Below are 26,215 nucleotides of genomic sequence, written 5' to 3'. Positions count from 1 at the left end.
GGCGCTTTTCGAAGAATTAACCTTTCGGTACAAATTTTTCTTGTAAGATAGCGCAATCTCAGCCAATGGAACCGCGCACTCCAGTCGCGGCCCAATGAGTAACCGATCAACCCACCCCAACCGGAAGGAGTCAACCCATGTGGACCAAACCTGCCTACACCGACCTGCGTATCGGCTTCGAAGTCACCATGTACTTCGCCAGCCGCTAAGCGCCAGTGTGATTCGACGCCTCGGCCAGCCGGGGCGTTGTCGTTTTTCGGATACGGTTTTCGGGTAAAGATCAGCCATGTACATCCAGATTCTCGGCTCCGCCGCCGGCGGCGGGTTCCCCCAGTGGAACTGCAACTGCGTCAACTGCAAGGGCTACCGCGACGGCACCCTGCGCGCCAGCGCGCGCACCCAGTCGTCGATCGCCCTGTCCGACGACGGCGAGCACTGGATCCTGTGCAACGCCTCGCCCGACATCCGCGCCCAGTTACAGGCCTTTGCGCCCATGCAGCCGGCCCGCGCCCTGCGCGATACCGGCATCGACGCGATCGTTTTGCTCGACAGCCAGATCGACCACACCACAGGCCTGCTCAGCCTGCGCGAAGGCTGCCCGCACAAGGTGTGGTGCACCGACATGGTCCACCAGGACCTGACCACCGGCTTCCCGCTGTTCAACATGCTCAGCCACTGGAACGGTGGCCTGACCTGGAACCGCATCGAGCTCGAAGGCAGCTTCGTGATCGACGCCTGCCCCAACCTGCGCTTCACCCCCTTCCCCCTGCGCAGCGCCGCACCGCCTTACTCGCCGCACCGTTTCGACCCGCACCCGGGCGACAACCTGGGCCTGCTGGTGGAGGACACCCGCACCGGCGGCAAGCTGTTCTATGCCCCTGGCCTGGGCCAGGTCGACGACAAGCTGTTGCAGATGATGCACGGCGCCGACTGCCTGCTGGTCGACGGCACCCTGTGGGAGGATGATGAGATGCAGCGTCGCGGTGTCGGCACCCGCACCGGCCGCGAGATGGGCCACCTGGCGCAGAATGGCCCAGGCGGCATGCTCGAAGTGCTGGACGGCTTCGGGCGCCAGCGCAAGGTGCTTATCCACATCAACAACACCAACCCGATCCTCGACGAAGACTCGCCCCAAAGGGCCGAGGTGCAGCGTCGGGGGGTGGAAGTGGCCTTCGATGGCATGAGCATCGAATTGTGAATGTGCTGCACAAGCCTGTGGGAGCGGGTTCACCCGCGAATCTGGCAGTCAATGCACCGAAGCATTCGCGGGTAAACCCGCTCCCACAGGGGCCGATGTTTCATTCCAAGGGAGTGCGCTGAATGAATGACGCAACACCGATGTCCCCTGCCGAATTCGAGCAGGCCCTGCGCGCCAAGGGCGCCTATTACCACATCCATCACCCGTTTCACGTGGCGATGTACCAGGGCCGCGCCAGCCGCGAGCAGATCCAGGGCTGGGTGGCCAACCGCTTCTATTACCAGGTCAACATCCCGATGAAGGATGCGGCGATCCTGGCCAACTGCCCGGACCGCGAAGTGCGCCGCGAGTGGATCCAGCGCCTGCTCGACCATGACGGCGCCCCAGGCGAGGACGGCGGCATCGAGGCCTGGCTGCGCCTGGGCCAGGCCGTGGGCCTGGACCCGGACCAGTTGCGCAGCCAGGAGTTGGTGCTGCCCGGCGTGCGCTTTGCCGTCGACGCCTACGTCAACTTCGCCCGCCGCGCCAGTTGGCAGGAGGCTGCCAGCAGCTCGCTGACCGAACTGTTCGCCCCGCAGATCCACCAGTCGCGGCTGGACAGCTGGCCGCAGCACTACCCGTGGATCGACCCGGCCGGCTATGAGTACTTCCGCACCCGCCTGGGCCAGGCCCGCCGCGATGTGGAACACGGCCTGGCGATTACCCTGCAGCACTACACCACCCGTGCCGGGCAGGAGCGCATGCTTCAGATCCTGCAGTTCAAGCTGGATATTCTCTGGAGCATGCTCGACGCCATGAGCATGGCCTATGAACTGAACCGCCCGCCCTATCACAGCGTCACGGCTGAACGGGTCTGGCACAAGGGGATCGCCCTATGAGCTTCAATCGTGAACAGGTGCCCGCCTGGCGCCCCGGCTACCGTTTCCAGTACGAGCCGGCGCAGAAGGGCCATGTGCTGCTGTACCCCGAAGGCATGATCAAGCTCAACGACAGCGCCGGTCTGATCGGCGGGCTGGTCGATGGCCAACGCAGTGTTGCGGCGATCATCAGCGAGCTTGAGCAGCAGTTCCCCGGTGTGCCCGAAGTCGCCGACGATATCGAGCAATTCATGGAGGTGGCCCGTGCCGAACACTGGATCACCCTCGCCTGAGGTGCCGGTCGGCCTGCCCTTGTGGCTGCTGGCCGAGCTCACCTACCGCTGCCCGTTGCAGTGCCCGTACTGCTCCAACCCGCTGGACTTCGCCGAGCAGGGCAAGGAGCTGACGACCGAGCAGTGGTTCAAGGTGATGGCCGAAGCCCGCGAGATGGGCGCTGCGCAAATCGGTTTTTCCGGCGGCGAGCCGCTGGTGCGCCAGGACCTCGCCGAACTGATCGGCGAAGCCCGGCGCCTGGGTTACTACACCAACCTGATCACCTCCGGCATCGGCCTGACCGAGCAGAAGATTGCCGCCTTCAAAGAGGCCGGGCTGGACCATATCCAGATCAGCTTCCAGGCCAGCGACGAGCAAGTGAACAACCTGCTGGCCGGCTCGAAGAAGGCGTTCGCGCAGAAACTGGCGATGGCCCGGGCAGTGAAGGCCCACGGCTACCCGATGGTGCTCAACTTCGTCACGCACCGGCACAACATCGACAAGATCGACCGCATCATCGAACTGTGCATCGCCCTGGAAGCCGACTTCGTCGAACTCGCCACCTGCCAGTTCTACGGCTGGGCGCAGCTCAACCGCCTGGGCCTGCTGCCAACCCGTGAGCAGCTGGAGCGCGCCGAGCGCATCACCAACGAGTATCGCGCCAAGCTCAAGGCCGAAGGCCACCCCTGCAAGCTGATCTTCGTCACCCCGGACTACTACGAAGAGCGCCCCAAAGCCTGCATGAACGGCTGGGGCAGCCTGTTCCTGACCATCACCCCCGACGGCACCGCCCTGCCGTGCCATGGCGCGCGCCAGTTGCCGGTGCAGTTCCCCAATGTGCGCGAGCATGACCTGCACCACATCTGGTACGACTCGTTCGGCTTCAACCGCTTCCGCGGTTATGAGTGGATGCCCGAACCCTGCCGCTCGTGCGACGAGAAGGAAAAGGACTTCGGCGGCTGCCGCTGCCAGGCGTTCATGCTCACCGGCGATGCCAGCAAGGCCGACCCTGTGTGCGGCAAATCGCCGGACCACGGCATCATCCTCAAGGCCCGCGAGGAAGCAGAGCACGCCACCCTTGCCATCGAAGAACTGACTTTCCGCAATGAGCGCAACTCCCATGTCATCGCCCGCGGCTGAATTCAGCGCCGCACAGGCGGTGGCCGCCGGCACCGATTTCGCCGAGCTCAAGGCCGGTGAGCAAGGGTTGTTCTGGAATGAATTCCGCCCAGCCGACGGCGCTTGCCGTATCTGGCACTGGCGCAACCAACAGGCCCACTGCCTCACCCCCGATGGCTTCAGTGTGCGCAGCCGGGTGTACGAATATGGTGGCGGCAGCTTCTGCCTCACGGGTGATGGCCTGGCGTTCGTCAACGAGAACGATCAACAGGTCTATCTCCAGGCGCTCGATGGCACGCCACCTCGCGGGCTGACCCAGCACACCGATTGCCGTTACGGCGACTTGTTGTGGCACGCGGGTGAGGTGCTGGCGGTCGAGGAGCGTCATGGCAGCCACGTCGAGCACCGCTTGGTTGCCCTTGCCGAAGGCCGGCGCGATGTACTCGCCGAAGGCGCCGACTTCTATGCCACACCGGCCATCAGCGGCGATGGCTGCCGCCTGGCCTGGATTGAATGGGACCGCCCGCATCAGCCCTGGACCGTCACCCGCCTGATGTGTCGCGAGCGCGATGCCAGCGGTGCGTGGGGGGCGCCACACTGCATCGCCGGGGGCGCAGAGTCTCTGCAACAACCGCGCTTCGATGCCCAGGGCCGCTTGTACTGCCTGTCTGACCTGGACGGCTACTGGCAGCCCTGGGGCGAGGTCGATGGGCACTGGCAGCGCCTGCCCTCGGCAATTGCCGACCACGCCGCGGCCCCCTGGCAACTTGGGCCCTGCACCTGGCTGGCACTTGGCCCGCAAAGCTACCTGGCCAGCTGGTTCGAGGACGGCTTCGGCCAGCTCGGGCTACGCAGCAACACGGGCGAGATGGTGCGTTACGCCAGCGCCTATACGCGCTTTCGCAGCCTGGCCATGGATGCAGGGCATATCTATGCCATCGCCGCATCGCCGATCAGCCCGCCGGCAGTGATCGCCATCGACCGCAGCAACCATGACGTCCAGGTACTGGCAGGCGGCGCGCAAGTACTGCCTGCCGCGCACATCAGCACCCCGCAGCCGATCCGCTACGCCAGCGGCGATGGCTTGGCCCACGGCTTTTTCTACCCCGCCATGGCCGGTGGCACACCGTCGCCACTGTTGGTGTTCATCCACGGCGGCCCGACCTCGGCCTGCTACCCGGTGCTCGACCCGCGTATCCAGTACTGGACCCAGCGCGGTTTCGCCGTCGCCGACCTCAACTACCGCGGCAGCAGCGGCTATGGCCGTGCCTACCGCCAGGCATTGCATCTGCGCTGGGGCGAGAGCGACGTGGAGGATGCCTGCGCCGCCGTCGCCCACCTCGCCTCACGGGGCCTGATCGAGCCGAGCCAGGCCTTTATCCGCGGCGGCAGCGCCGGCGGCTATACCACCTTGTGCGCCTTGGCGTTCCACCAGGTCTTCCGTGCCGGCGCCAGCCTTTATGGCGTCAGCGACCCTGAAGCACTTGGCCGTGCGACCCACAAGTTCGAGGGCGATTACCTCGACTGGTTGATCGGCGACCCGCTGCGCGATGCCGAACGCTATCGCCAACGCACGCCGCTGCTGCATGCCGGGCGGATCAAGGTGCCGGTGGTCTTCTTCCAGGGCGAGTTGGACGCGGTGGTGGTGCCGGAGCAGACCCGTAGCATGCTCGACGCCCTCATAGCCAACGGCATCGAGGCCGAGGGGCATTTCTATCCCGGCGAGCGGCATGGGTTTCGCCAGGCGGCGAACCTGGCGCATGCGCTGGAGCAGGAGTGGAAGTTCTATTGCCGGGTACTGGGCCAGTAGACGGACAGGGGATGCTGTTGGAGCGGCCTTGGGTCGCGAAAGGGCCGCAAAGCGGCCCCGGCGATCTTTGCGCCAACCCAATAATCCTGGGGCTGCTACGCAGCCCTTTCGCGACACAAGGCCGCTCCTACAAAGACAGTTGCGCCCACACCGGCCGCCTCAACGCTTGGCGATGATGTACACCGCATGCACGATGCCCGGAATGTACCCCAGCAAGGTCAGCAGGATGTTCAGCCAGAATGCCCCACCGAAACCCACCTGGAGGAATACCCCCAGTGGCGGCAGGATGATGGCGATGATGATGCGAATGAAATCCATGCGAAACGCTCCTTGAAGGGTTTCAACAAAGACTAGCCGCACCGCCCAGTGGTTCCATCACTGAACGCCAGGCAAAAAAAACGCCCCGAGCCAAACACTACAGGCCAAGGGCGATGCGCAGAAACGCGAGACGGTTCGTTGAAATTCGTTACCCCGGGTGCGCGGTCAGGCCGACACTTCGCGGCGGTTGGCTTGCTGGGCGTGCACACGGGCAAAGGCGCGGGCCAGGCGCAGGAGCATCTCGTCGATGTTGCCCTTGCTCACCGTCAGGGCCGGCGAGAATCGCACCACATCGGCCTGCGGTGCATTGAGCAGCAGCCCCTCATGCAGCGCGGCCTCGACCAAGGCTGCGGCGGCGTCATCGCGCAACTGCAGGCCCCACAGCAGGCCCTGGCCGCGCACTTCGCCCTGGCCATAGCGCCCGGCCAGGCGGCTGAGGCCGTCGCGCAGGTGCCGTCCGCTGTCCTGTACCTGCTCGAAGAACCCCGGCTCCAGCACGGTCTGCAACACCGCAAGCCCAGCAGCGGTCATCAGTGCGTTGCCATGGTGGCTGCCTTCCAGCTCGCCGGGGGCGGCGCAGCAGGCCGAACCGCGGGCCAGTAACGCCGCCAATGGCACACCGCCGCCCAGGCCCTTGCCCAGGGTGACGATGTCGGCCCGCACGCCGTAGGCATGTTCCGCCAACAGGGCACCGCAACGCCCTACGCCGGTTTGCACCTCGTCGAGGATCAGCAGGATGCCCAGTTCACGGCACAGCTGCTCGACACCCTTGAGGTATTCACGGGTGGCAGGAATCACGCCGGCCTCGCCCTGGATCGGTTCGAGCATGATCGCCACAGTGCGCGAGTCCACCGCCGCATGCAGCGCGGCCAGATCGTTGAACGGCACCTTGCTGAAACCCGGCAACCCTGGCTCGCAGCGGTTGCACGGCAACGGGTCGGAGGCCGACAGCGCCCCCAGGCTTCGCCCGTGGCAGCCCTGGCTGGCGGTAATGATGTGGTAGGCGCCGTTACGGTGCAGCTGGCCCCACTTGCGCGCCAGCTTGATCGCCCCTTCACAGGCCTCGGCGCCGCTGTTGAGCAGGTAGGCCTGGTCACTGCCGGTGCTCTGGCACAGGAGCTCGACCAGTCTGAGCAGGGTGCGGCTGTGGTAACCCGCGCCCGGGTTGATCAATGCCTGGGCCTGGTTGCTCAACGCCTTGACCAGCACGTTCGGGCTGTGGCCGAGGCTGTTGACCGCGCCGCCCTGGGTGAAGTCCAGGTAGGCATGCCCTTCACTGTCCCACAGCCAGGAACCCTGGCCACGCACGAACACCTGCGCCGCACGCTCGCTGCCGGGCATCAGCCGTTCACGCGATAGCTGCGCCGTGGCGGGCTCGGGCATCGGTACCGGCTTGGGAGCTGCCACGGCAGGGGCCGGGCGGCGCAGGTTGAACAGGTTCATCAGGGCTCCAGCCATTCACGGTCGGCGGCGGTCAAGGCCTCCGGTCGAATGCCGGATTTGATATTTTGCCTTGCCTATCAAAAGTGTTTTTCATCCGGGGTAACAATCGCGTCGATGATCGCTGTAACCCGCTGGAATACGGCGATAGACTAGGCCTCGGGGCGCTCCGGGGCCATTTGGATTTTGCAGCTTTTTTGATAAGTATCACTTATGGATTTTCGCCAACTGCGTTATTTCGTCGCGGTGTATGAAGAAGGCCATGTGGGCCGCGCCGCCGAACGCCTGTCACTGTCCCAGCCGGCCCTGTCGCAACAGATCCGTCAGTTGGAGCACAGCCTCGACCTGAGCCTGTTCGAACGCAGCAACAAACGCCTGCTGCCAACCCTGGCCGCCCACACCCTGTACAACCACGCTCTGCCACTGCTCGATGGCCTGCAGCGGGCCCACGAGGCCATGCGCAACTTCAAGGGCCAGTCGCTGCGTACCCTGGCCATCGGCGTGCTGCAGACCGTGCGGCCAAGCCTGGTGCCGCAGCTGCTGGAACGCGTGCGCAAGGCTCAGCCGCACCTTGTGGTGCAGATCTATGAACTGTCGGGGCTGGAGATCGAGCGACGCTTGCTCAACGGCAACCTGGATATCGGGATCAGCTACCTGCCACCGCGCCAACCGGGGCTGCATGGCTTGTTGCTGTATGAGGACGAATTGCAGCTGGTCATCCCCAATACCCACCCCTTGAAAGACTTCAAGAAGGTCTCGCTACGCCAGGCGGCCGAACTGCCGATGCTGATGCTGGGTGAAGAGTTCCAGATCCGCCAGATCTGGAAGGCGCAACTGGCCAACCTGGGCCGCAGGCCGCAGGTACAGGCAGAGATGAACAACATGGCGGGGATTCTCGACAGCCTGGCGCACACGGCGCTGGCCACCGTCCTGCCAGGGCGGGCCAAAGAGGCTGCCGAGGATGACCAGGCACTGCTGTGGAAGCCCTTGAGCGAGCCGCGGGTACCGCTTAAGGTCGGCCTGGTATTCCGCGATGCCCAGCGCCAGCAGGCGTCTGTGGAGCTGCTGCGCACCCTGCTGGAAGCAGAGACAGACGCGCGTCAGCTGGGTGTGTCACCGCTGGACGTGCTCGGCTGAAAAACACAGGCACAAAGAAAACCCCGCCGAAGCGAGGTTTCCTAGACTGTTTCCCTTTGACATCCTTATCTCCCCACCGTCCTGGCAGGATCCTTTCGTGTCCCTGTTTGTCCATTGCGCTTCCTGCGCTACGTCCATGTAAGAAAGAGTAACCGTGGATCCAATCTTAGGAAAGGGGCGAAAAGTCACCACGCCATGTAAGACAAAGCTTACAAGAGGATTCATTGGCAAACGGCGAGGTCAGCAGGTGGTGATGCTTCCAGCTTTCCGATTAATCACAAGCAGGGCCACGAAAGTCGTGCCCCTGCGTAAGCGCTGCCGATCAAGGCGCCGGACGGGCTGAAGTGGGCGGCAGGGCAGCCCACAGGTAGATCAGAACTGTTCTGCGTCCAGCAGATAGAGCGAATCGCTCCCTGCCTTCACCGAAGCCACCAGCGAATGCACCCGAGGCAACAGCCGCGCGAAGTAGAACCGAGCGGTTCCCAGCTTGGCCCCGTAGAAGTCGGCATCGCCCTCGCCCGCCTTGGCCGCACGGGCCATCAGTGCCCACATGTAGGCATAGGCGACGTAACCGAACGCGTGCAGGTACTCCACCGACGCCGCACCGATCTCGTTAGGGTTGCCTTTGGCCTTGTCCAGCACCCAGGCCGTCAGTTCGTCGAGCTGGTCGAGGGAAGCCGCCAGCGGCTTGGTGAACTCACCCAACTCGCTGCCAGCGGCTACGACAAACTGGCGGATCTCGTCGGCAAACAGCTGGTAGTAGGCGCCGCCGCTGGCCACCACCTTGCGACCGACCAGGTCCAGGGCCTGGATGCCGTTGGTGCCTTCGTAGATCTGGGTGATGCGCACATCACGTACCAGTTGCTCCTGGCCCCACTCACGGATATAGCCGTGGCCACCGAACACCTGCTGGCCGTGCACGGTGCACTCCAGGCCCAGGTCGGTGAGGAAAGCCTTGGCCACTGGCGTCAGCAGGGCTACCAGTTCTTCGCTGCGCTTGCGGGTCGCGGCGTCTTCGCTGTACTTGGCGCTGTCGAGTTGCAGCGCCACGTAGCTCGAGAAGGCCCGGCCACCCTCGATCAACGCCTTCATGGTCAGCAGCATGCGACGCACGTCCGGGTGAACGATGATCGGGTCGGCGACCTTGTCCTTGGCCTGCGGGCCGGTCGGCGCGCGGCTCTGCAGGCGGTCACGGGCGTACTCGACGGCGTTCTGGTACGAGCGCTCGGCCGAAGCCAAGCCCTGGATGCCAACACCCAGGCGCTCGTAGTTCATCATGGTGAACATGGCGGCCAGGCCCTTGTTCGGCTCACCCACGATATAGCCGACTGCCTCGTCGAAGTTCATCACGCAGGTGGCCGAGGCCTGGATGCCCATCTTGTGCTCGATCGAGCCGCAGTTGGCCGGGTTGCGCGCACCGAGGCTGCCGTCTTCGTTGACCAGGAACTTGGGCACCAGGAACAGCGAAATGCCTTTGGGGCCGGCCGGGGCGTCCGGCAGCTTGGCCAGCACCAGATGAATGATGTTCTCGGTGAGGTCGTGCTCGCCACCGGTGATGAAGATCTTGGTGCCGCTGACCTTGTAGCTGCCGTCGGCCTGCGGTTCGGCCTTGGTGCGGATGATGCCCAGGTCGGTACCGGCGTGGGGCTCGGTCAGGCACATGGAACCGGCCCAGACGCCGGCGTACATGTTCGGCAGGTATTTTTCCTTCAGCGCCTCACTGGCGTGGGCGTTGATCGACAGGCAGGCACCGGCGGTGAGCATCGGGTACAGGCCAAACGCCAGGCTCGACGCGTTGACCATCTCTTCGACCTGGGCGGAAATCGCCTTGGGCATGCCCATGCCGCCGAACTGCGGATCGCCACCCACGCCCACCCAGCCACCTTCGGCAAAGGTCTGGTAGGCCTCGATAAAGCCTGCCGGGGTGCGCACTGCGCCGTTTTCCCAGTGGCAGCCTTCTTCGTCGGCGGCACGGCTCAGCGGGGCAATGGTCTTGCTGGTGACCTTGCCGGCCTCTTCCAGCACGGCCATGGCGGTGTCGGCATCGACCGTCTCGGCCAGGGCAGGCAGCTGCGACCAGAGTGTGGCCACGTCGAAGACTTCATTGAGAACGAAGCGCATATCGCGCAGGGGCGCTTTATATTCAGCCATGACAACCTCTCGCTATAAGGCTCGGGGCGGCCCGACGGGACCGCGGCACTGGGTTGTAGCCAGTGTAACCGAACAACTTTTTCGAGACATAGGGTCATCATCCGACCGAATGGTCATCCATGGTCACGCCATTCGTATGGCACCGCGCTGTGATTGCTGGCCGAAGGTCATCACGCAGTTACGCCCCGCGCCCTTGGCGCTGTACAGGGCCTGGTCCGCGGACTTGAGCACTTGCTCGGGGTTGCGATGCTCAAGCTGGCGCTCGGCGATACCGATGCTGATGGTGACCGAAACCGTACTGCTGCCGTTGCCAGCACGGCGCTGTCGGCCGGCGCCATCATCCTGCGGGCGGTTGCTCTGGTCGCGAAGCTGAATGGCGTAGTTGGCGATCATCTCGCGCACCGCCTCCAGGTGCGGCAGGCATTCCTCGGCGGTCTTGCCAGCGAACACCAGGGCAAACTCCTCGCCGCCATAGCGGTAGGCTCGGCCACCACCGGTGACTTTGGACAGGCGGCTGGCCACCAGGCGCAGAACCTGGTCGCCGACGTCATGGCCATGGGTATCGTTGAATTTCTTGAAGTGGTCGACGTCGGTCATGGCGATCACGTAGTTGCGCCCCAGCCGCTGCATGCGTTCGTTCAATGCGCGGCGCCCCGGCAGGCCGGTCAGTTCGTCGCGGAAGGCCATCTGATAGGCCTCGTGGGAGACGGCGGCAGCGATCATCAGCATCACCTGGCTGCACATGATGTTCAGGGTGAACGGCAGAATGAAGGTTTTGGGCAGCATCCAGAAGATACCGATCAGCCCGATGACCTGGGCCGCATGCAAGGGCCGGGGCTCACGCAGGTACTGCACCACCAGCAGGATGAACACGGCGATGAACAGCGGGTACGCCAACTGGATAAGGCTCATCCACTGGCCATGCAGCGACGGCCAGCGAATCTCCGCCAGCCAGCCCAACAGGGCCTCGGGGAAGCTCTGCTCCAGCGCCAGCGCCACGCTGCCGACAGCGAACAGCACGGCAAAGCGGGCGAGCATGTCCTGGGCCAGGTGGGTACGTTCCTGCCAGGCCGCGTAAAGACCGAACAACGCCGGGAGCAGCAGGCAGACCAGGTGGAAGATCACCGCAGCATCCTCGCGCACCCGGCCATTGTCGCGGTAGAAGTCGGTCTGGGTGTCGAGCAGGAAATAGGCGATGTATACCGTGACCATCAGGAACAGCTCGCGCTGCCGGCGATAGACCGCGCAATAGGCCCCGCCCAGCAGCAGGACCAAGGTGGGCAGCACATTGAACAGCGATGTGAAGAAGACACTCAGGTCCCTCACATAGGCCGCGGCAAGGCCCGACAGCAAAAGAATCAGCGAAGGCAGGAAGTGGCTCGCGCGTACAGCGGATAGACGAAACAAGGGTAATCTCCGACCCGGCAGATCAATAATGGCATTGTGCCCCTACTTCATCCACTGTGCACCTGAATAGATGAAATTTTGACGTCGGGTTAACGGCAGGCAGGTGTGCATGCTTGAGGCACACTCGTTACTGGATGCGACATCTCTGCAGACTTTTCCCTTCTTTTTGCAAGAACGGGCTTGCTCCGTGATCGCGTTGGAGATGCCTGAACCCCAGCTTGGCGGACCTCTGCCACTTGGCCACCTGAATCGATGGACGAAAAAAAACCGCCTGCCGATAACGGCAGGCGGTTTTGCTACAGCCGGCAGGCTTAGTAGGACAGACCGAAATCTTCTTCCTTCATCGCCATCAGGTTGTCGGCACCGGACAGGATCGCCGCGACATGCGCGCGGGTGCGCGGCAGGATGCGCTGGAAGTAGAAGCGCGCAGTCTGCAGCTTGGCGGTGTAGAACGCCTCTTCGCTGGTGCCGGCAGCCAACTTCTCGGCGGCCAGGCGAGCGATGTCGGCCCAGAAGTAGGCCAGGCAGGCGTAGCCGGAGTACATCAGGTAGTCCACCGACGCAGCACCGACTTCCTCGCGATCCTTCATCGCCGCCATGCCGATCTTCATGGTCAGCTCGCCCCACTCCTTGTTGATAGCCGCCAGTGGCTCGACGAACTCTTTGGTAGCAGCGTTGCCTTCCTGGCCCTGGCAGAACTTGTGGACGATCTTGGTGAAGCCTTTGAGTGCCTCGCCCTGGGTCATCAGCACCTTGCGGCCGAGCAGGTCGAGGGCCTGGATGCCGGTGGTGCCCTCGTACAGCATGGAAATGCGGCTGTCGCGCACGTTCTGCTCCATGCCCCACTCGGCGATGAAGCCGTGGCCACCGTAGATCTGCACGCCGTGGTTGGCGGCTTCGAAGCCGACTTCGGTCATGAAGGCCTTGGCGATCGGGGTGAGGAAGGCCAGCAGTGCGTCGGCCTTTTTCTTGGCCTCTTCATCCTGGCTGTACTTGACGATATCCACCTGCTGGGCGGTGAAGTAGACCATCGCACGGTTACCTTCGGCGAAGGCCTTCATGGTCAGCAGCATACGGCGCACGTCGGGGTGGACGATGATCGGGTCGGCCGCCTTTTCAGGCGCTTTAGGGCCGGTCAGGGAGCGCATCTGCAGGCGATCGCGGGCGTACTTCAGGCCGCCCTGGAACGCCACTTCAGCGTGGGCCAGGCCCTGCAGTGCGGTGCCCAGGCGTGCGGTGTTCATGAAGGTGAACATGCAGTTCAGGCCCTTGTTGGCTGGGCCGATCAGGTAGCCGGTGGCGCTGTCGAAGTTCATGACGCAGGTGGCGTTGCCGTGGATGCCCATCTTGTGCTCGAGCGAGCCACAGCTCACGCCGTTGCGCTCACCGACGCCGCCTTCGGCGTTTGGCAGGAACTTGGGCACGATGAACAGCGAAATGCCTTTGGTGCCGGCAGGCGCATCGGGCAGGCGAGCCAGGACGATATGGACGATGTTGTCGGCCATGTCGTGTTCACCGGCCGAGATGAAGATTTTGGTGCCGGACACCTTGTAGCTGCCGTCGGCCTGAGGCTCGGCCTTGGTGCGTAGCATCCCTAAGTCGGTACCGCAGTGCGGCTCGGTCAGGCACATGGTGCCGGTCCACTCACCGGACACCAGCTTGGTCAGGTAGGTGTGCTGCTGCTCGGGGGTGCCGTGCTCGGAGATGGTGTTCATCGCGCCGTGGGACAGGCCTGGGTACATGCCCCACGACCAGTTCGACTCACCGACCATCTCGCTCAGGGCCAGGCCCAGCGACTCGGGCAGGCCCTGGCCGCCGTGTTCGACGTCATGGGCCAGGCTTGGCCAGCCGCCTTCGACGAATTGCTCGTAGGCTTCCTTGAAGCCGGTCGGCGTTTTCACGCCCGACTCGCTCCAGGTGCAGCCTTCCAGGTCACCGACACGGTTCAACGGGGCCAATACCTGCTCACAGAATTTCGCGCCTTCTTCAAGAATCGCGTCCACCATGTCTGGCGTGGCGTCCTGGCAGGCCGGCAGGCTCGCATAGTGCGCCTCATAGCCAAGCAGTTCGTCGCGGACGAAGCGGATATCACGCAAGGGAGCTTTGTAATCAGGCATTGCGATGAACCTCTGTGATGAGTTCTCTGGGGAGACCGCTGACACCGACCAACGCTTGGCGGCTATCGATCAAACAGTTGTTTGAAACTTACGTTTAGGTGACTGCGATGTCAAGGAAGGCTCAGTGTCATTTGCGCCGCCCAACATGACATTTACGCCACCACCCTCTAAACGCATCGCGGGGCAAGCCCACTCCCACGCGATGCCGCAGGGCGGGGCGTGGGAGCGGGCTTGCCCCGCGATGTTGCTGAATGTGAGGTGACGATCAGGCGTAGGTGTCGATGAACCGACCGAGCATTTCGTCCGAGGCCTTGGCGACTTTGACGCCCAGTTCGACTTCCTGCTTGCCCAGCGCCAGTTGCACGGTGCTGGTGGCCAGGTCCATCTGCTGGCTGCGGTCGACGCCACGCAGGCGCTCGGCCTGGTAGTCGGTGGACTGGCTGGTGTTGCCACGCTCGACAGCGCCACTGGCGATCTGCTGGGCGGCCTGGTCGACGCGGTTCTGCCCGTTCTGGATAGCCCCCAAGCCTGCGTAGAAGGCGGAGCTTGCGTTGATTTCCATGTCAGGACTCCGTGACGCTGGGTAATGAACAGGGCTTATTAAAGCAGGCCAGCCAGGAAAAGGCCCGTTTAAATCCCTAATAGCCTAGTGCCAGCCAATAGACCGGATCATGCCGCCATCCGGCAGGCCGTCTAATCCAGCAGATCCAGCTGCAGATGCGCGGCCACCGCATCCGCACTCGCCTGCTTGAGCCATGGCACCCGCCCCAGGCAAGGCGCGGGCAGCCGCTCGGCCAGGCTGGAAAGGTTATCTTCCAGCCGCGATGTCCGCGGGTCGACGATATTCGCCACCCAACCGGCCAGTTGCAGGCCATCCCGGGCAATCGCCTCGGCACTGAGCAGGGCGTGATTGATACACCCGAGGCGCACGCCAACCACCAGGATCACCGGCAGCTTCAGGGCAATCGCCAGGTCCGACAGGTTGGCTTGGCCCGAAAGCGGCACACGCCATCCCCCAGCACCTTCGACCAGGGTGAAATCGGCATTCTGTGCCAGCACATGGCGCATGGCTTGGAGCAACGTAGGCACATTCAACGCTACCCCGGCTTCGCGCGCGGCGACATGGGGCGCGATGGCCGGCTCGAAGGCAAAAGGATTGACCTGCTCATAAGGCAGCTTGAGCGAGCTTTCATCGATAAGCGCCAGGGCATCGCTGTTGCGCAACCCCTTGGGGGTGACCACACAACCGGACGCCACCGGCTTGGCTGCCAGGGTACTCAAGCCATGCTGACGCGCCGCATGCAGCAGGCCCGCGGCGATGGTGGTCTTGCCGACGTCAGTGTCGGTGCCGGCGATGAAATAGGCCTGGCTCATGTTACTGCCCCTCTGCCGCAGATTGACGCAGCACACCGTAGACCACCTGATAGGTGGCCGGCAGCCCCTGGGGCTGGCGGAACTGCTCGTAAGCCTGCAGCAGCCCCTGCATCCGCGCCCGCCCGGTGAGCCCCGAAGGGCGCCCAGGGTTGAGGTTGTGCGCGCCAAGGGCCTTGAGTTCGTGGGTCAGGCTGCGCACGTCCGGGTAGTGCAGCACATGCGCGCGGCGCTCCAGACCGACCAGTTCCAGGCCGCTGCCCGCGCACAGGCGCTGGTAGTCCTCGAAATGGCGGAAGCGGTTAACGTGGACCATGCCGTCTACCGCCTGCCAGCTGGCGCGCAACTCATCGAGGGTACCGACACACAAGCTGCTGAACGCCATCACACCGCCCGGACGCAACACCCGCCCAGCCTCGCTCAAAACACTGCCGAACTGGCCACACCACTGCACCGCCAAACTGCTGAACAGCAGGTCGACACTACCATCGGCCAGCGGCAGGCGCTCGGCATCGCCCGCCACGTGATATTGCGCACCACCTTGCTCACGGGCATGGCGCAGCATGCCCTCGGCGATATCCATGGCCATGCCGCTGGCACCGGCGAAACGCGCCGCCAGCACCCGGCTGAAGTGCCCCGTGCCGCTGCCCAGATCAAGCCAGCGCTCCGGCGCCAGGTCGGTCGGCAGTTTGTCCAGCAGAGTCACCCCCACCGCACGCTGCAAGGCCGCGACACTGTCGTAGCTGGCGGCTGCGCGGGAGAACGAGGCCGCCACCTGGCGTTTGTCTGGCAGGCCGCCGGGCAGGCTCGGCTGGGAAAGGTCAGTCATCGCCACTCTCATGCAAAAAACTCTTGATGCCCGCCGCCAGCTCCTGCGGATATTCCAGCAGGAAGGCGTGGGAACTGTCTTCGACCAGGCCGACTTCCACGTCCGGCAACAACTCGCTCAATGCCTTGGCCGCCTCCGCCGGAACCAGCGCGTCACTGCCGGCAAACAGGTGTAGTTGTGGACCGCCGTACTGCTCCAGTGCCGCGCGGGTATCCAGCTTGGCCAACACTTCCAGGCCGGTGGCCAGGTACAACGGGTCGGTATCGGGCACGCCCACCCCCAACTGACGCAACAAGGTGCGCGGCTGCAGCGCGCCGTCGCTGCACAGGGTGCGGAAGCGCTTGAGGGTGACCTGCGTATGGCTGCGGCAGCCATCGATGAAGGTGCCAAAGGTGTCCGCCGCCATCCCATGGGGCCAGTCCGGCCGGGCGACGAAACTGGGATTACTGGCCAGGGTGAGCAGCCCGCAGCAGTGGTCGCCGCGCTTGTGGGCCAAGGCGCTGGCAAGCATGCCACCCAGCGACCAGCCGCCCAGCCAGGCATCGGTCGGCAACTGCCGGTCGAGGTGTTCGACCCAGGCCTGCACGTCGCTGTGGGGCAGCTCCGGCAGCGGCATCAGCTCTACCTGCAGGCGCAGGTCCTGGGCACGCAGGCTGGCGGCCAGCGGCTCCAGTGACGCAGTACCCAGCCCCCAGCCGGGCAGAAGGATCAAACGGTTACGCATCGGCGGCCTCCAGCGGTGGATAACACTCGGCCAATGCATTCAACAATAGCTGGACCTGCGCCTCACTGTGGGCGGCGCTCAGCGTCACCCGCAGCCGCGCGCTGCCGGCGGGTACGGTGGGTGGGCGAATAGCCGTCACCAGCAGGCCACGCTCGCGCAGCAGGCGCGACAACGCCATCGCCCGCGCGGCATCACCGATCAGGATCGGCTGGATCGCCGTGTGGCTGTCCATCAGCTTGAGGCCGATCTGCTCGGCGCCCTCGCGGAACTGGCGGATCAACGCCGCCAGGTGCTCGCGACGCCAGGTTTCCCGGCGCAGCAACTCCAACGCCTTGAGCGTGGCGCAGGCCAGCGCCGGTGGTTGGCTGGTGGTGTAGATGTAGGGGCGGGCGAATTGCACCAGTGCTTCGATCAGTTCCTCGCTGCCCGCGACGAAGGCGCCCGCCGTGCCACAGGCTTTGCCCAGCGTGCCGATCAACACCGGCACATCCTCGACGCCCAGCCCGAAGTGCTCGACGATACCGCCACCCTTGGCACCCAAGGTACCCAGGCCATGGGCATCGTCGACCATCAGCCAGGCGCCACGGGCACGGGCCACTTCAGCCAAGGCCGGCAGGTCGGCGCAATCGCCGTCCATGCTGAACACGCCATCGGTGACCACCAGCGTATTGCCGGTGGCCTTGCCCAGGCGGCTGGCCAGGCTGGCCGGATCGTTATGCAGGTAGCGGCTGAAACGCGCCCCACTGAGCAGCCCGCCATCCAGCAACGAGGCATGGTTGAGGCGGTCCTGCAACACCGTGTCGCCCTGCCCCACCAGCGCGGTGATGGCGCCAAGGTTGGCCATGTAACCGGTGGAGAACAACAGCGCCCGCGGGCGCCCAGTCAATTCGGCCAGTGCCTCCTCGACCTGGTGGTGCGGTGTGCTGTGGCCGATCACCAAGTGCGAGGCGCCGCCGCCGACACCCCAGCGCTCGGCGCCGTCGCACCAGGCCTTGATCACCTCGGGGTGGTTGGCAAGGCCCAGATAGTCGTTGCTGCAGAAGGCCAGCAGCGGCTGGCCATCGACCACCACCTGCGGCCCCTGCGGGCTCTGCAGCAGTGGCCGCTGACGGTAAAGGTCCGCGGCACGCCGTTCGGCCAGCCGCGCGGCGAGGTCGAAGGCCATGCTCAGGCCGAGGCTGCGTCGTAGAACAGCGCGCTGTTGCGCTGCTCGACCACTGCCTGCTCGATGGCGGCCTGATGCACTTCGTCGGCATGCTCTTCACGGGCTTCGGGCTTGATGCCGAGGCGGGCGAACAGCTGCATGTCCTTGTCGGCTTGCGGGTTGGCGGTGGTCAGCAGTTTTTCGCCGTAGAAGATCGAGTTGGCGCCAGCCATGAAGGCCAGGGCCTGCATCTGCTCGTTCATCTGTTCACGGCCGGCGGACAAGCGCACGTGGGACTTGGGCATGAGGATGCGAGCCACGGCCAGCATGCGGATGAAATCGAACGGGTCGACATCTTCCTCTTCAGCCAACGGGGTGCCGGCGACCTTGACCAGCATGTTGATCGGCACCGATTCCGGGTGCTCAGGCAGGTTGGCCAGCTGGATCAGCAGGCCTGCGCGGTCGTCCAGCGACTCGCCCATGCCGAGGATGCCGCCGGAGCAGATCTTCATGCCGGCATCACGTACGTAGGCCAGGGTCTGCAGGCGCTCGCTGTAGGTGCGGGTGGTGATGATGCTGCCGTAGAACTCCGGCGAGGTGTCGAGGTTGTGGTTGTAGTAGTCCAGGCCGGCCTGGGCCAGGGCCAGGGTCTGCTCCTGGTCGAGCTTGCCGAGGGTCATGCAGGTTTCCAGGCCCATGGCCTTGACCCCTTTGACCATCTCCAGCACGTAAGGCATGTCCTTGGCCGACGGGTGCTTCCACGCAGCGCCCATGCAGAACCGGGTAGAGCCGATGGCCTTGGCCCGGGCGGCTTCTTCCAGCACCTTCTGCACTTCCATCAGCTTCTGTTTTTCCAGCCCGGTGTTGTAGTGGCCGGACTGCGGGCAGTACTTGCAGTCTTCCGGGCAGGCGCCGGTCTTGATCGACAGCAAGGTCGATACCTGTACGCGGTTGGGGTCGAAGTGCGCGCGATGCATGGTCTGCGCCTGGAACAGCAGGTCGTTGAACGGCTGCTGGAACAGCGCCTTGACCTCGGCCAGGGACCAGTCGTGACGTGTGGTTGCAATTGTGCTGGCGCTCATCGGCGTTTCCTTATCTATGGTCTGACTGACGCCGGGACAGGAAAGCCCGCCAGCGCATCACGGATAGCCCGCATATTTACGGAAGGACCATGGACTGTCAACCAAACATAAAAGCAGTGGTTTACAAGTGTATAAATATTGATCACTACTGTTTGCTCTGCGACGAACCCGCGCAACAGCCCTGGCCACTGTGCATGGCCTGCGAAAGCGAACTGCCCTGGCTCCACGAACAATGCCGCCGCTGCGGGCTGCCACTGCCGATGGACGGCTTTACCTGCGCCAGCTGCCGCCGCCGCGCACCGGCGTTCCACCAGGTCGTTGCGTTGTGGCATTACGGCTTTCCGGTCGACAGCCTGATCAGCCGCTTCAAGCACAACAGCCAGTGGCCGATGGGCCGCCTGATGGCGCAGTTGCTCGGCCAGGCCCTGGAACATCGCTTCAACGAACACCTGCCACGGCCTGATCGCTTGTTGCCCGTCCCCCTGGCCAGCCGCCGCCTGCGCCAACGCGGCTTCAACCAGGCGGCGATGCTGGCCCGCTGGCTGGCCACGCAACTGCAACTGCCCTGCGACGAACAGGTGCTCGAACGCACACGCGACACCCAGGCACAGCAGGCCTTGGGGGCCAAGGCCCGGCGGCGCAACCTACGCCAGGCCTTCGCCCTCGCCCCGGGCGCTGAAGTCGAAGGCCTGCACCTGGCGGTAATCGATGATGTGCTGACCACCGGCGCCACCGCCCAGGCCATCGCCAGCCTGTTGCGCAAACAGGGCGCCCGGCGCGTCGACATCTATTGCCTGGCGCGCACGCCCCGGCCCGATCAGGCTTGACTTGGCCGGGTGCGGGCGGCAACGTCGCGGGATCTTCCGCACAACCGAACCACGCCCATGTCCCTGCCCGCCCTGCTCACCCAGCACATCGCCCGCCGCCCGCAGCGCATTGCCTTGCTGCAGCATGTCGCCGAACAAGGCTCGATCACCCGCGCCGCCAAGGCCGCCGGCATCAGTTACAAGGCCGCCTGGGATGCCATCGACGAGCTCAACAACCTCGCCGACCAGCCGCTTGTCGAGCGCAGCACGGGCGGCCGTGGTGGTGGCGGTGCACGGCTGTCCGCCGAGGGCGAACGCGTGCTGCGCCTGTACCAGCGCCTGCAAGCCTTGCAGACACAGATGCTCGAAGCCGCAGAGCACAGCAGCGACCTCGACTTGCTCGGCCGTCTGATGCTGCGCACCAGTGCCCGCAACCAGTTGCAGGGGCGGATCAGCGGCCTGCGCCGCGAAGGCCGGCATGACCGTATCAGCCTGACCCTCGGCGGCGGGCTGGAGATTGAAGCCTTGATCACCCGTGGCAGTACCGAACGGCTCGAGCTGACCCTGGGCGCCACGGTGCTGGCGCTGCTCAAAGCGGGTTGGCTGCAGTTGCTGGGCGCCGATGAGCAGGCCGAGCACGGCAGCAATTGCCTCAAGGCCACGGTCGAGGAAGTCCTGGCCGATGACGGCGAGCAACGCGAAGTGCGCCTGGTATTGGACAACGGCCAGACCTTGTGCGCGATCGCCGAGCAGCCATGGCTGGAGCAGCATCAGGTACGGGCAGGCTGCGAGATCCGGGTGCAGTTCCATCCCTCCTATGTACTGCTGGGCGTACCGGTATAGCCGAGCCCGCGGTTGCCGCGAGGAATGCGCTACCATGCGCCCACGCTGTCCCCGCGCCTGGAGCCCTGTATGTCCCACCCCTTCGACACCCTCACCCCCGACCTCGTGCTCGATGCCGTGGAAAGCCTGGGCTTTCTCAGCGATGCCCGTGTCCTGGCGCTCAACAGCTACGAAAACCGGGTCTACCAGGTGGGCATCGAGGACGCGCAGCCGCTGATCGCCAAGTTCTATCGCCCGGGGCGCTGGAGCGACGCGGCCATTCTCGAAGAACATGCCTATAGCGCCGAACTGGCCGACTGCGAGGTGCCGGTGGTAGCGCCGTTGCAGCACGAAGGCCGTTCGCTGTTCGAGCACCAGGGCTTTCGCTTTGCCCTGTTCCCTCGCCGTGGCGGACATGCGCCCGAGCCGGGCAACCTCGACCAGCTCTACCGCCTCGGCCAACTGCTCGGCCGCCTGCACGCAGTCGGTGCCACCCGCCCCTTCGAACACCGCGAGCAACTGGCTGTGGACAACTTTGGCCACGCCTCCCTGCGCACCCTGCTCGAAGGCAATTTCGTCCCCCGCGAGTTGCTTCCAGCTTTCGAATCGGTGGCCCGTGACCTGCTCAAGCGCGTCGAGGACATCTACGCACGCACCCCGCACAAGCTGATCCGCCTGCACGGCGACCTGCACCCCGGCAACCTGATGCACCGCGACGAGGTTTACCACGTCGTCGATCTCGACGACTGCCGCATGGGCCCGGCGGTACAAGACCTGTGGATGATGCTCGCCGGCAGCCGCGAAGAGCGCCTCGGCCAACTGGCCGAACTGATCGACGGCTACAACGAATTCCACGATTTCGACCCGCGCGAACTGGCCCTGATCGAGCCCCTGCGCGCCCTGCGCCAACTGCACTACAGCGCCTGGCTGGCGCGGCGCTGGGACGACCCGGCGTTCCCGCCGAGCTTCCCCTGGTTCGGCCAGCCGCGTTACTGGGGCGACCAGATCCTCGCGCTGCGCGAACAGATGGCTGCGCTGGATGAACAACCGTTGAAATTGTTCTAGAAGCACAGCGCGCTCTGTCTACAATAGGCGTCGCGTTATTTAGCTACCTAAGCAAGGATTCTGCATGCACGCCGCCAACCCGCGTCGCGGGTACATTCTGGGCCTCGGCGCCTACATCATCTGGGGCCTGTTCCCCCTGTACTTCAAAGCCATCCAGAGCGTCCCGGCGGTGGAAATCATCGTCCATCGGGTGCTGTGGTCGGCGCTGTTCGGCTCGTTGTTGCTGCTGGTGTGGAAACACCCCGGCTGGTGGCGCGAGCTGCGTGACAACCCACGCCGTCTGGCCATCCTGGCCCTGAGCGGCACGCTGATCGCCGGCAACTGGCTGACGTACGTGTGGGCTGTGAACAACGGGCGCATGCTCGAGGCCAGCCTGGGCTACTACATCAACCCGCTGATCAATGTGCTGCTGGGCATGCTGTTGCTCGGCGAACGCCTGCGCCGTCTGCAATGGCTGGCGGTAGGGCTGGCGGCATTGGGAGTGGCACAGCAGGTGTGGCAGGTCGGCAGCCTGCCATGGGTGTCGCTGGCTCTGGCGCTGTCGTTCGGCTTCTATGGCTTGATTCGTAAACAGGCGCCAGTGGCCGCATTGCCGGGGCTGGTGGTGGAAACCTGGATGCTGGTGCCATTGGCCATCGGCTGGCTGCTTCTGCACCCCACCGCCAACAGCGCCAGCCCGGACTTCTTCAGCAGCAGCGAAGCGCTGTGGCTGATCGCCGCCGGCCCGGTGACCCTGATTCCGTTGGTGTGCTTCAACGCCGCCGCCCGTCACTTGCCGTACACCACCTTGGGCTTCCTGCAGTACCTGGCGCCGACCCTGGTGCTGCTGCAGGCGGTGCTGCTGTTCGGCGAGCATTTGTCGTCCAGCACATTGATGGCCTTCGCCTGCATCTGGGCGGGCCTGGCCGTGTACAGCATCGATGCCTGGCTCAGTTTGCGCAAGCGCGACTGATCAAATAATGCTCAAACCCCTGCAGGCCACGCCGTGCTTGGCCTGCAGCAAGCGCTCCAGAGGTTATCCACACCCTCGTCCCCGTGGTTTGTGCACAAGCTACTGATTACTGGGTGTTTTTTGCTCAAATCGCGCCAGCCTGCACCGTTGTTGGGCTGTAGCGGTACGCCCCCAGGTTATCCACAGGAGCGTCCCCGTCGAATCTGGATAAAGCTGGGGGCGCTTCGCACCCCATCGCCGGCAAGCCGGCTCCCACAGTCTTGGAATGAGCACGCCCCTGTGGGAGCCGGCTTGCCGGCGATGGCCTGCACAGCAGCCCCGACCAACTCGCCTCACTCCTCCGGCCGCAACTTCAACTCCACCATCAGGTCATCCGCCAGGCTCTCCAGCTTCGCCTGCAAATCATCCAGGGCCAAGGTCAACGGCAACGCCAGCAGGGCGTCGGCATGGAACAGCGGTTCGCTGCTCATCGGCGCCGGCCGCACCTCGGTGCTCAAACGCTCGACGTTGACCCCTTGCTCCGCCAGCAACCGGGTGATATCACGGACAATGCCCGGCCGGTCGTTGCCCACCAGCTCCATGGCGATCGGCTTCCAGGTACAGGACGGCTCGATGCCGCTCTCGGCGATCAGCACGCGAATATCGTATTTCGACAGCTTATTGAGCGACACGACCAGTTCGTCGTAGTTCTCTGCAGGCACCGCCACCCGCAGGATCCCGGCGAACTGCCCGGCCATGCGCGACATACGGCTCTCCAGCCAGTTGCCGCTGTGATCGGCGATGCATTGGGCAATACGTTCGACCTGCCCGGCCTTGTCGGGGGCGATCACGGTGAGTACGAGATGGTCCACAGGCCACTCCTTCAGGTTCGGTCAGGGCCGTGTCAAACGGCCGAACAACAGGGACCGAATCAGTATAGGCAAGGCGCGGCAACCTGCCGCAGGACAGTCTGACCGACCAATCGTGTACTGTTTCAAGATTTATCTGGAACAATCCACCTGTTTTTTGCGAACATACCCTCTCCCGGCGTGACCCTACGCGACTTACCGGTCACGCAGCGACGCTTTTAGTCTGATGTTTACCTGCCTGCTGCTTCATGTAGTATGCGTCGACGCGGACTACAAAGCGTCGTTTGGATGTCTGCCAAGGCGCCTGTGAAAATACGCGAGCCGCCCGCCAGCCAGTCTGGCGAGCCGCACCCAGCCGCGCTCGCCCGACGAGCGCATGCACTGGTGCCGTGTTTAGAGAAGCGCTACAGGCTTAATACAGAAGAGCGAAAGCGAAATAGCTGAGCAGAGGTGAGGCAAGCAATGACTGGATACGTTCAAGTCGGTGGCCTTCAGGTCGCCAAGGCCCTGTACGACTTCGTCAATAACGAAGCGATCCCTGGAACCGGCATCGAAGCCGACAAGTTCTGGGCCGGGGCGGCAGAGATCATCAAAGACCTCGCTCCCAAGAACAAAGCCCTGCTCGCCAAGCGCGACGAGCTGCAAGCCAAGATCGATGCCTGGCACCAGGCACGCAAAGGCCAGGCCCACGACGCCGTAGCCTACAAAGCATTCCTCCAGGAAATCGGCTACCTGCTGCCACAAGCAGACGATTTCCAGGCCACCACGCAAAACGTCGACGAAGAAATTGCCCACATGGCCGGCCCACAGCTGGTGGTGCCGGTGATGAACGCCCGCTTCGCCCTGAACGCCGCCAACGCCCGCTGGGGCTCGCTGTATGACGCGCTGTACGGCACCGACGTGATCAGCGATGAAGGCGGCGCCGAAAAGGGTCAAGGCTACAACAAGCTGCGTGGCAACAAAGTGATCGCCTTCGCCCGCGCCTTCCTCGACGAAGCCGCGCCACTGGCGGCCGGCTCCCACGTCGACTCCACCGCCTACCGCATCGAAGGCGGCAAGCTGGTCGTGGCCCTCAAGGGCGGCAGCAACAGCGGCCTGCGTGACGACGCCCAACTGATCGGTTTCCACGGCGACGCCGCCGCACCGACCGCCGTGCTGCTCAAGCACAACGGCCTGCACTTCGAGATCCAGGTCGATGCCAGCACCCCGGTCGGCAGCACCGACGCCGCTGGCGTGAAAGACATCCTGATGGAATCGGCGCTGACCACCATCATGGACTGCGAAGACTCGGTCGCCGCCGTCGACGCCGCTGACAAGGTGATCGTCTACCGCAACTGGCTGGGCCTGATGAAAGGCGACCTGGCCGAGAGCGTGAGCAAAGGCGGCAAGACCTTCACCCGCACCATGAACCCGGACCGCGAATACGCAGCCCCCAACGGCGGCAGCGTCACCCTGCACGGCCGTTCGCTGCTGTTCGTGCGCAACGTTGGTCACCTGATGACCAACCCAGCGATCCTCGACGCACAGGGCAACGAAATCCCCGAAGGCATCCAGGACGGCCTGTTCACCAACCTGATCGCCCTGCACAACCTCAACGGCAACACCAGCCGCAAGAACACCCGCAGCGGCAGCGTGTACATCGTCAAGCCGAAGATGCATGGCCCGGAAGAAGTGGCCTTCGCCGCCGAAATCTTCAGCCGCGTCGAAGACCTGCTGGGCATGAAACGCAACACCGTCAAGGTCGGCATCATGGACGAGGAGCGCCGTACCACGGTCAACCTCAAGTCCTGCATCAAGGCCGCCGCCGAGCGCGTGGTGTTCATCAACACCGGCTTCCTCGACCGCACCGGTGACGAAATCCACACCTCCATGGAAGCCGGCGCCGTGGTGCGCAAGGGCGCCATGAAGAACGAGAAGTGGATCGGCGCCTACGAGAACAACAACGTCGACGTCGGCCTGGCCACCGGCCTGCAAGGCCGTGCGCAGATCGGCAAAGGCATGTGGGCCATGCCCGACCTGATGGCCGCGATGCTCGAGCAGAAGATCGCCCACCCGCTGGCCGGCGCCAACACCGCCTGGGTACCATCGCCGACCGCCGCCACCCTCCACGCCCTGCACTACCACAAGGTCGACGTGCAGGCTCGTCAGCGCGAGCTGGCCCAGCGTGCCCCGGCCTCGGTGGACGACATCCTGACCATCCCGCTGGCCGCCGACACCAACTGGTCGGCCGACGAGATCCGCAACGAGCTGGACAACAACGCCCAGGGCATCCTCGGCTACGTGGTGCGCTGGATCGACCACGGCGTGGGTTGCTCGAAGGTGCCGGACATCAACGACGTCGGCCTGATGGAAGACCGCGCCACCCTGCGCATTTCGGCCCAGCTGCTGGCCAACTGGCTGCGCCATGGCGTGGTCACCCAGGAGCAGGTGCTGGAAAGCCTCAAGCGCATGGCCGCGGTGGTGGACAAGCAGAACGCCGGTGACGCCCAGTACCGCCCGATGGCGCCGAACTTCGATGACAACATCGCGTTCCAGGCGGCAATCGAGCTGGTGGTTGAAGGTGCCAAGCAGCCAAACGGCTACACCGAGCCAGTGCTGCACCGTCGTCGCCGCGAGTTCAAGGCGCGTAACGGGCTGTAACTAGCCAGCAGCAAATCGCGGGGCAAGCCCGCGCCCACGCCAGACACCCAGTGGCGTGGGAGCGGGCTTGCCACGCGCTCGTGTCAGGGCGGGTCCAGTTTCAGC

At 64.4% G+C, this 26,215-nt stretch carries 24 protein-coding genes; 12 read left to right on the top strand and 12 right to left on the bottom strand.

The features are described from left to right. Positions 1 to 137: 137 nt before the first annotated feature. From pqqA to ABE459_RS18420, 6 genes are all read left to right on the top strand, one after another. Positions 138 to 209, top strand: coding sequence for a pyrroloquinoline quinone precursor peptide PqqA (gene pqqA / locus ABE459_RS18445; RefSeq protein WP_008365141.1), 72 nt, complete (start codon positions 138 to 140; stop codon positions 207 to 209). Positions 210 to 286: 77 nt separating this feature from the next. Continuing rightward, the gene (gene pqqB / locus ABE459_RS18440; RefSeq protein ID WP_125462331.1) at positions 287 to 1,198 is read left to right on the top strand and encodes a pyrroloquinoline quinone biosynthesis protein PqqB; all 912 of its coding nucleotides are present in this window, start codon (positions 287 to 289) and stop codon (positions 1,196 to 1,198) included. A gap of 122 nt (positions 1,199 to 1,320) precedes the next feature. After that, the gene (gene pqqC / locus ABE459_RS18435) at positions 1,321 to 2,076 is read left to right on the top strand and encodes a pyrroloquinoline-quinone synthase PqqC (RefSeq protein WP_110994307.1); all 756 of its coding nucleotides are present in this window, start codon (positions 1,321 to 1,323) and stop codon (positions 2,074 to 2,076) included. Continuing rightward, the gene (pqqD, locus tag ABE459_RS18430) at positions 2,073 to 2,348 is read left to right on the top strand and encodes a pyrroloquinoline quinone biosynthesis peptide chaperone PqqD (protein WP_110994308.1); all 276 of its coding nucleotides are present in this window, start codon (positions 2,073 to 2,075) and stop codon (positions 2,346 to 2,348) included. The genes pqqC and pqqD overlap by 4 nt, the downstream gene beginning before the upstream one ends. Continuing rightward, positions 2,320 to 3,468 (top strand): pyrroloquinoline quinone biosynthesis protein PqqE, encoded by a 1,149-nt coding sequence (gene pqqE, locus ABE459_RS18425; RefSeq protein ID WP_125462330.1) that lies wholly within the window; start codon positions 2,320 to 2,322, stop codon positions 3,466 to 3,468. Before pqqD ends, pqqE begins: the two co-directional genes overlap by 29 nt. Next, positions 3,434 to 5,257 carry a S9 family peptidase gene (locus tag ABE459_RS18420; RefSeq protein WP_125462329.1) on the top strand — a complete coding sequence of 608 codons (1,824 nt, stop codon included), beginning with the start codon at positions 3,434 to 3,436 and terminating at the stop codon, positions 5,255 to 5,257. The genes pqqE and ABE459_RS18420 overlap by 35 nt, the downstream gene beginning before the upstream one ends. A 159-nt stretch (positions 5,258 to 5,416) precedes the next feature. Here ABE459_RS18420 and ABE459_RS18415 read toward each other — a convergent pair whose 3' ends face one another. Together ABE459_RS18415 and ABE459_RS18410 are read right to left on the bottom strand one after the other, a co-directional pair. After that, positions 5,417 to 5,575: a YqaE/Pmp3 family membrane protein gene (locus tag ABE459_RS18415; protein ID WP_009681539.1), complete on the bottom strand. Its 159-nt coding sequence runs from the start codon at positions 5,573 to 5,575 to the stop codon at positions 5,417 to 5,419. A gap of 165 nt (positions 5,576 to 5,740) precedes the next feature. Then, positions 5,741 to 7,018, bottom strand: a complete 1,278-nt coding sequence (locus ABE459_RS18410) for an aminotransferase class III-fold pyridoxal phosphate-dependent enzyme (protein ID WP_125857190.1) — start codon at positions 7,016 to 7,018, stop codon at positions 5,741 to 5,743. Positions 7,019 to 7,228: 210 nt separating this feature from the next. On the opposite strand from ABE459_RS18410, the gene ABE459_RS18405 reads away from it, so the two are divergent. After that, complete coding sequence (locus ABE459_RS18405; RefSeq protein WP_125462327.1) at positions 7,229 to 8,152, top strand: LysR family transcriptional regulator; 924 nt, start codon at positions 7,229 to 7,231, stop codon at positions 8,150 to 8,152. 372 nt (positions 8,153 to 8,524) lie between these two features. On the opposite strand, the gene ABE459_RS18400 is transcribed toward ABE459_RS18405, so the two are convergent. The 9 genes from ABE459_RS18400 to bioB form a co-directional block, all read right to left on the bottom strand. Beyond that, positions 8,525 to 10,303, bottom strand: coding sequence for an acyl-CoA dehydrogenase C-terminal domain-containing protein (locus ABE459_RS18400; RefSeq protein ID WP_125462326.1), 1,779 nt, complete (start codon positions 10,301 to 10,303; stop codon positions 8,525 to 8,527). Between the two features lie 123 nt (positions 10,304 to 10,426). Then, positions 10,427 to 11,710 (bottom strand): GGDEF domain-containing protein, encoded by a 1,284-nt coding sequence (locus ABE459_RS18395; RefSeq protein WP_125462325.1) that lies wholly within the window; start codon positions 11,708 to 11,710, stop codon positions 10,427 to 10,429. Positions 11,711 to 12,021: 311 nt separating this feature from the next. Beyond that, positions 12,022 to 13,827, bottom strand: coding sequence for a phenylacyl-CoA dehydrogenase (locus tag ABE459_RS18390; protein ID WP_323830175.1), 1,806 nt, complete (start codon positions 13,825 to 13,827; stop codon positions 12,022 to 12,024). Between the two features lie 265 nt (positions 13,828 to 14,092). After that, positions 14,093 to 14,389: a pyrroloquinoline quinone biosynthesis protein PqqE gene (locus ABE459_RS18385; RefSeq protein WP_125462323.1), complete on the bottom strand. Its 297-nt coding sequence runs from the start codon at positions 14,387 to 14,389 to the stop codon at positions 14,093 to 14,095. A gap of 131 nt (positions 14,390 to 14,520) precedes the next feature. Then, complete coding sequence (gene bioD, locus ABE459_RS18380) at positions 14,521 to 15,201, bottom strand: dethiobiotin synthase (protein ID WP_125462322.1); 681 nt, start codon at positions 15,199 to 15,201, stop codon at positions 14,521 to 14,523. 1 nt (position 15,202) lies between these two features. Then, positions 15,203 to 16,027 (bottom strand): malonyl-ACP O-methyltransferase BioC, encoded by an 825-nt coding sequence (bioC, locus tag ABE459_RS18375; RefSeq protein WP_323830174.1) that lies wholly within the window; start codon positions 16,025 to 16,027, stop codon positions 15,203 to 15,205. Continuing rightward, on the bottom strand, positions 16,020 to 16,751 hold the full coding sequence (locus ABE459_RS18370) for an alpha/beta fold hydrolase (RefSeq protein WP_323830173.1): 732 nt from the start codon (positions 16,749 to 16,751) through the stop codon (positions 16,020 to 16,022). The genes bioC and ABE459_RS18370 overlap by 8 nt, the downstream gene beginning before the upstream one ends. Beyond that, positions 16,744 to 17,916 (bottom strand): 8-amino-7-oxononanoate synthase, encoded by a 1,173-nt coding sequence (gene bioF, locus ABE459_RS18365; RefSeq protein WP_323830172.1) that lies wholly within the window; start codon positions 17,914 to 17,916, stop codon positions 16,744 to 16,746. The genes ABE459_RS18370 and bioF overlap by 8 nt, the downstream gene beginning before the upstream one ends. 2 nt (positions 17,917 to 17,918) lie before the next feature. Beyond that, entirely contained in the window at positions 17,919 to 18,977 is a 1,059-nt protein-coding gene (bioB, locus tag ABE459_RS18360) for a biotin synthase BioB (protein WP_125857183.1), read from the bottom strand. An 89-nt stretch (positions 18,978 to 19,066) separates the two neighbouring features. Here bioB and ABE459_RS18355 point away from each other — a divergent pair, with 89 nt between their 5' ends. The 4 genes from ABE459_RS18355 (at position 19,067) to rarD (ending at position 22,622) form a co-directional block, all read left to right on the top strand. Further along, on the top strand, positions 19,067 to 19,804 hold the full coding sequence (locus ABE459_RS18355; RefSeq protein WP_323830171.1) for a ComF family protein: 738 nt from the start codon (positions 19,067 to 19,069) through the stop codon (positions 19,802 to 19,804). A gap of 57 nt (positions 19,805 to 19,861) precedes the next feature. Continuing rightward, complete coding sequence (locus ABE459_RS18350) at positions 19,862 to 20,626, top strand: TOBE domain-containing protein (RefSeq protein ID WP_125462316.1); 765 nt, start codon at positions 19,862 to 19,864, stop codon at positions 20,624 to 20,626. 69 nt (positions 20,627 to 20,695) lie between these two features. Next, positions 20,696 to 21,670 carry a serine/threonine protein kinase gene (locus tag ABE459_RS18345; RefSeq protein ID WP_323830170.1) on the top strand — a complete coding sequence of 325 codons (975 nt, stop codon included), beginning with the start codon at positions 20,696 to 20,698 and terminating at the stop codon, positions 21,668 to 21,670. Positions 21,671 to 21,734: 64 nt separating this feature from the next. Then, positions 21,735 to 22,622, top strand: a complete 888-nt coding sequence (gene rarD, locus ABE459_RS18340; protein WP_323830169.1) for an EamA family transporter RarD — start codon at positions 21,735 to 21,737, stop codon at positions 22,620 to 22,622. Between the two features lie 332 nt (positions 22,623 to 22,954). On the opposite strand, the gene ABE459_RS18335 is transcribed toward rarD, so the two are convergent. After that, positions 22,955 to 23,473, bottom strand: coding sequence for an ACT domain-containing protein (locus ABE459_RS18335; protein WP_323830168.1), 519 nt, complete (start codon positions 23,471 to 23,473; stop codon positions 22,955 to 22,957). 459 nt (positions 23,474 to 23,932) lie between these two features. Here ABE459_RS18335 and ABE459_RS18330 point away from each other — a divergent pair, with 459 nt between their 5' ends. Then, positions 23,933 to 26,110, top strand: coding sequence for a malate synthase G (locus tag ABE459_RS18330; protein WP_125462312.1), 2,178 nt, complete (start codon positions 23,933 to 23,935; stop codon positions 26,108 to 26,110). Positions 26,111 to 26,215 lie beyond the last annotated feature (105 nt).

Source organism: Pseudomonas sp. TWI923 (assembly GCF_039673365.1).
GTDB classification, from domain to species: Bacteria; Pseudomonadota; Gammaproteobacteria; order Pseudomonadales; family Pseudomonadaceae; genus Aquipseudomonas; species Aquipseudomonas sichuanensis.
Note: the sequence above shows the minus strand (reverse complement) of the source record. Positions and strands in the feature narration are given on the sequence as shown.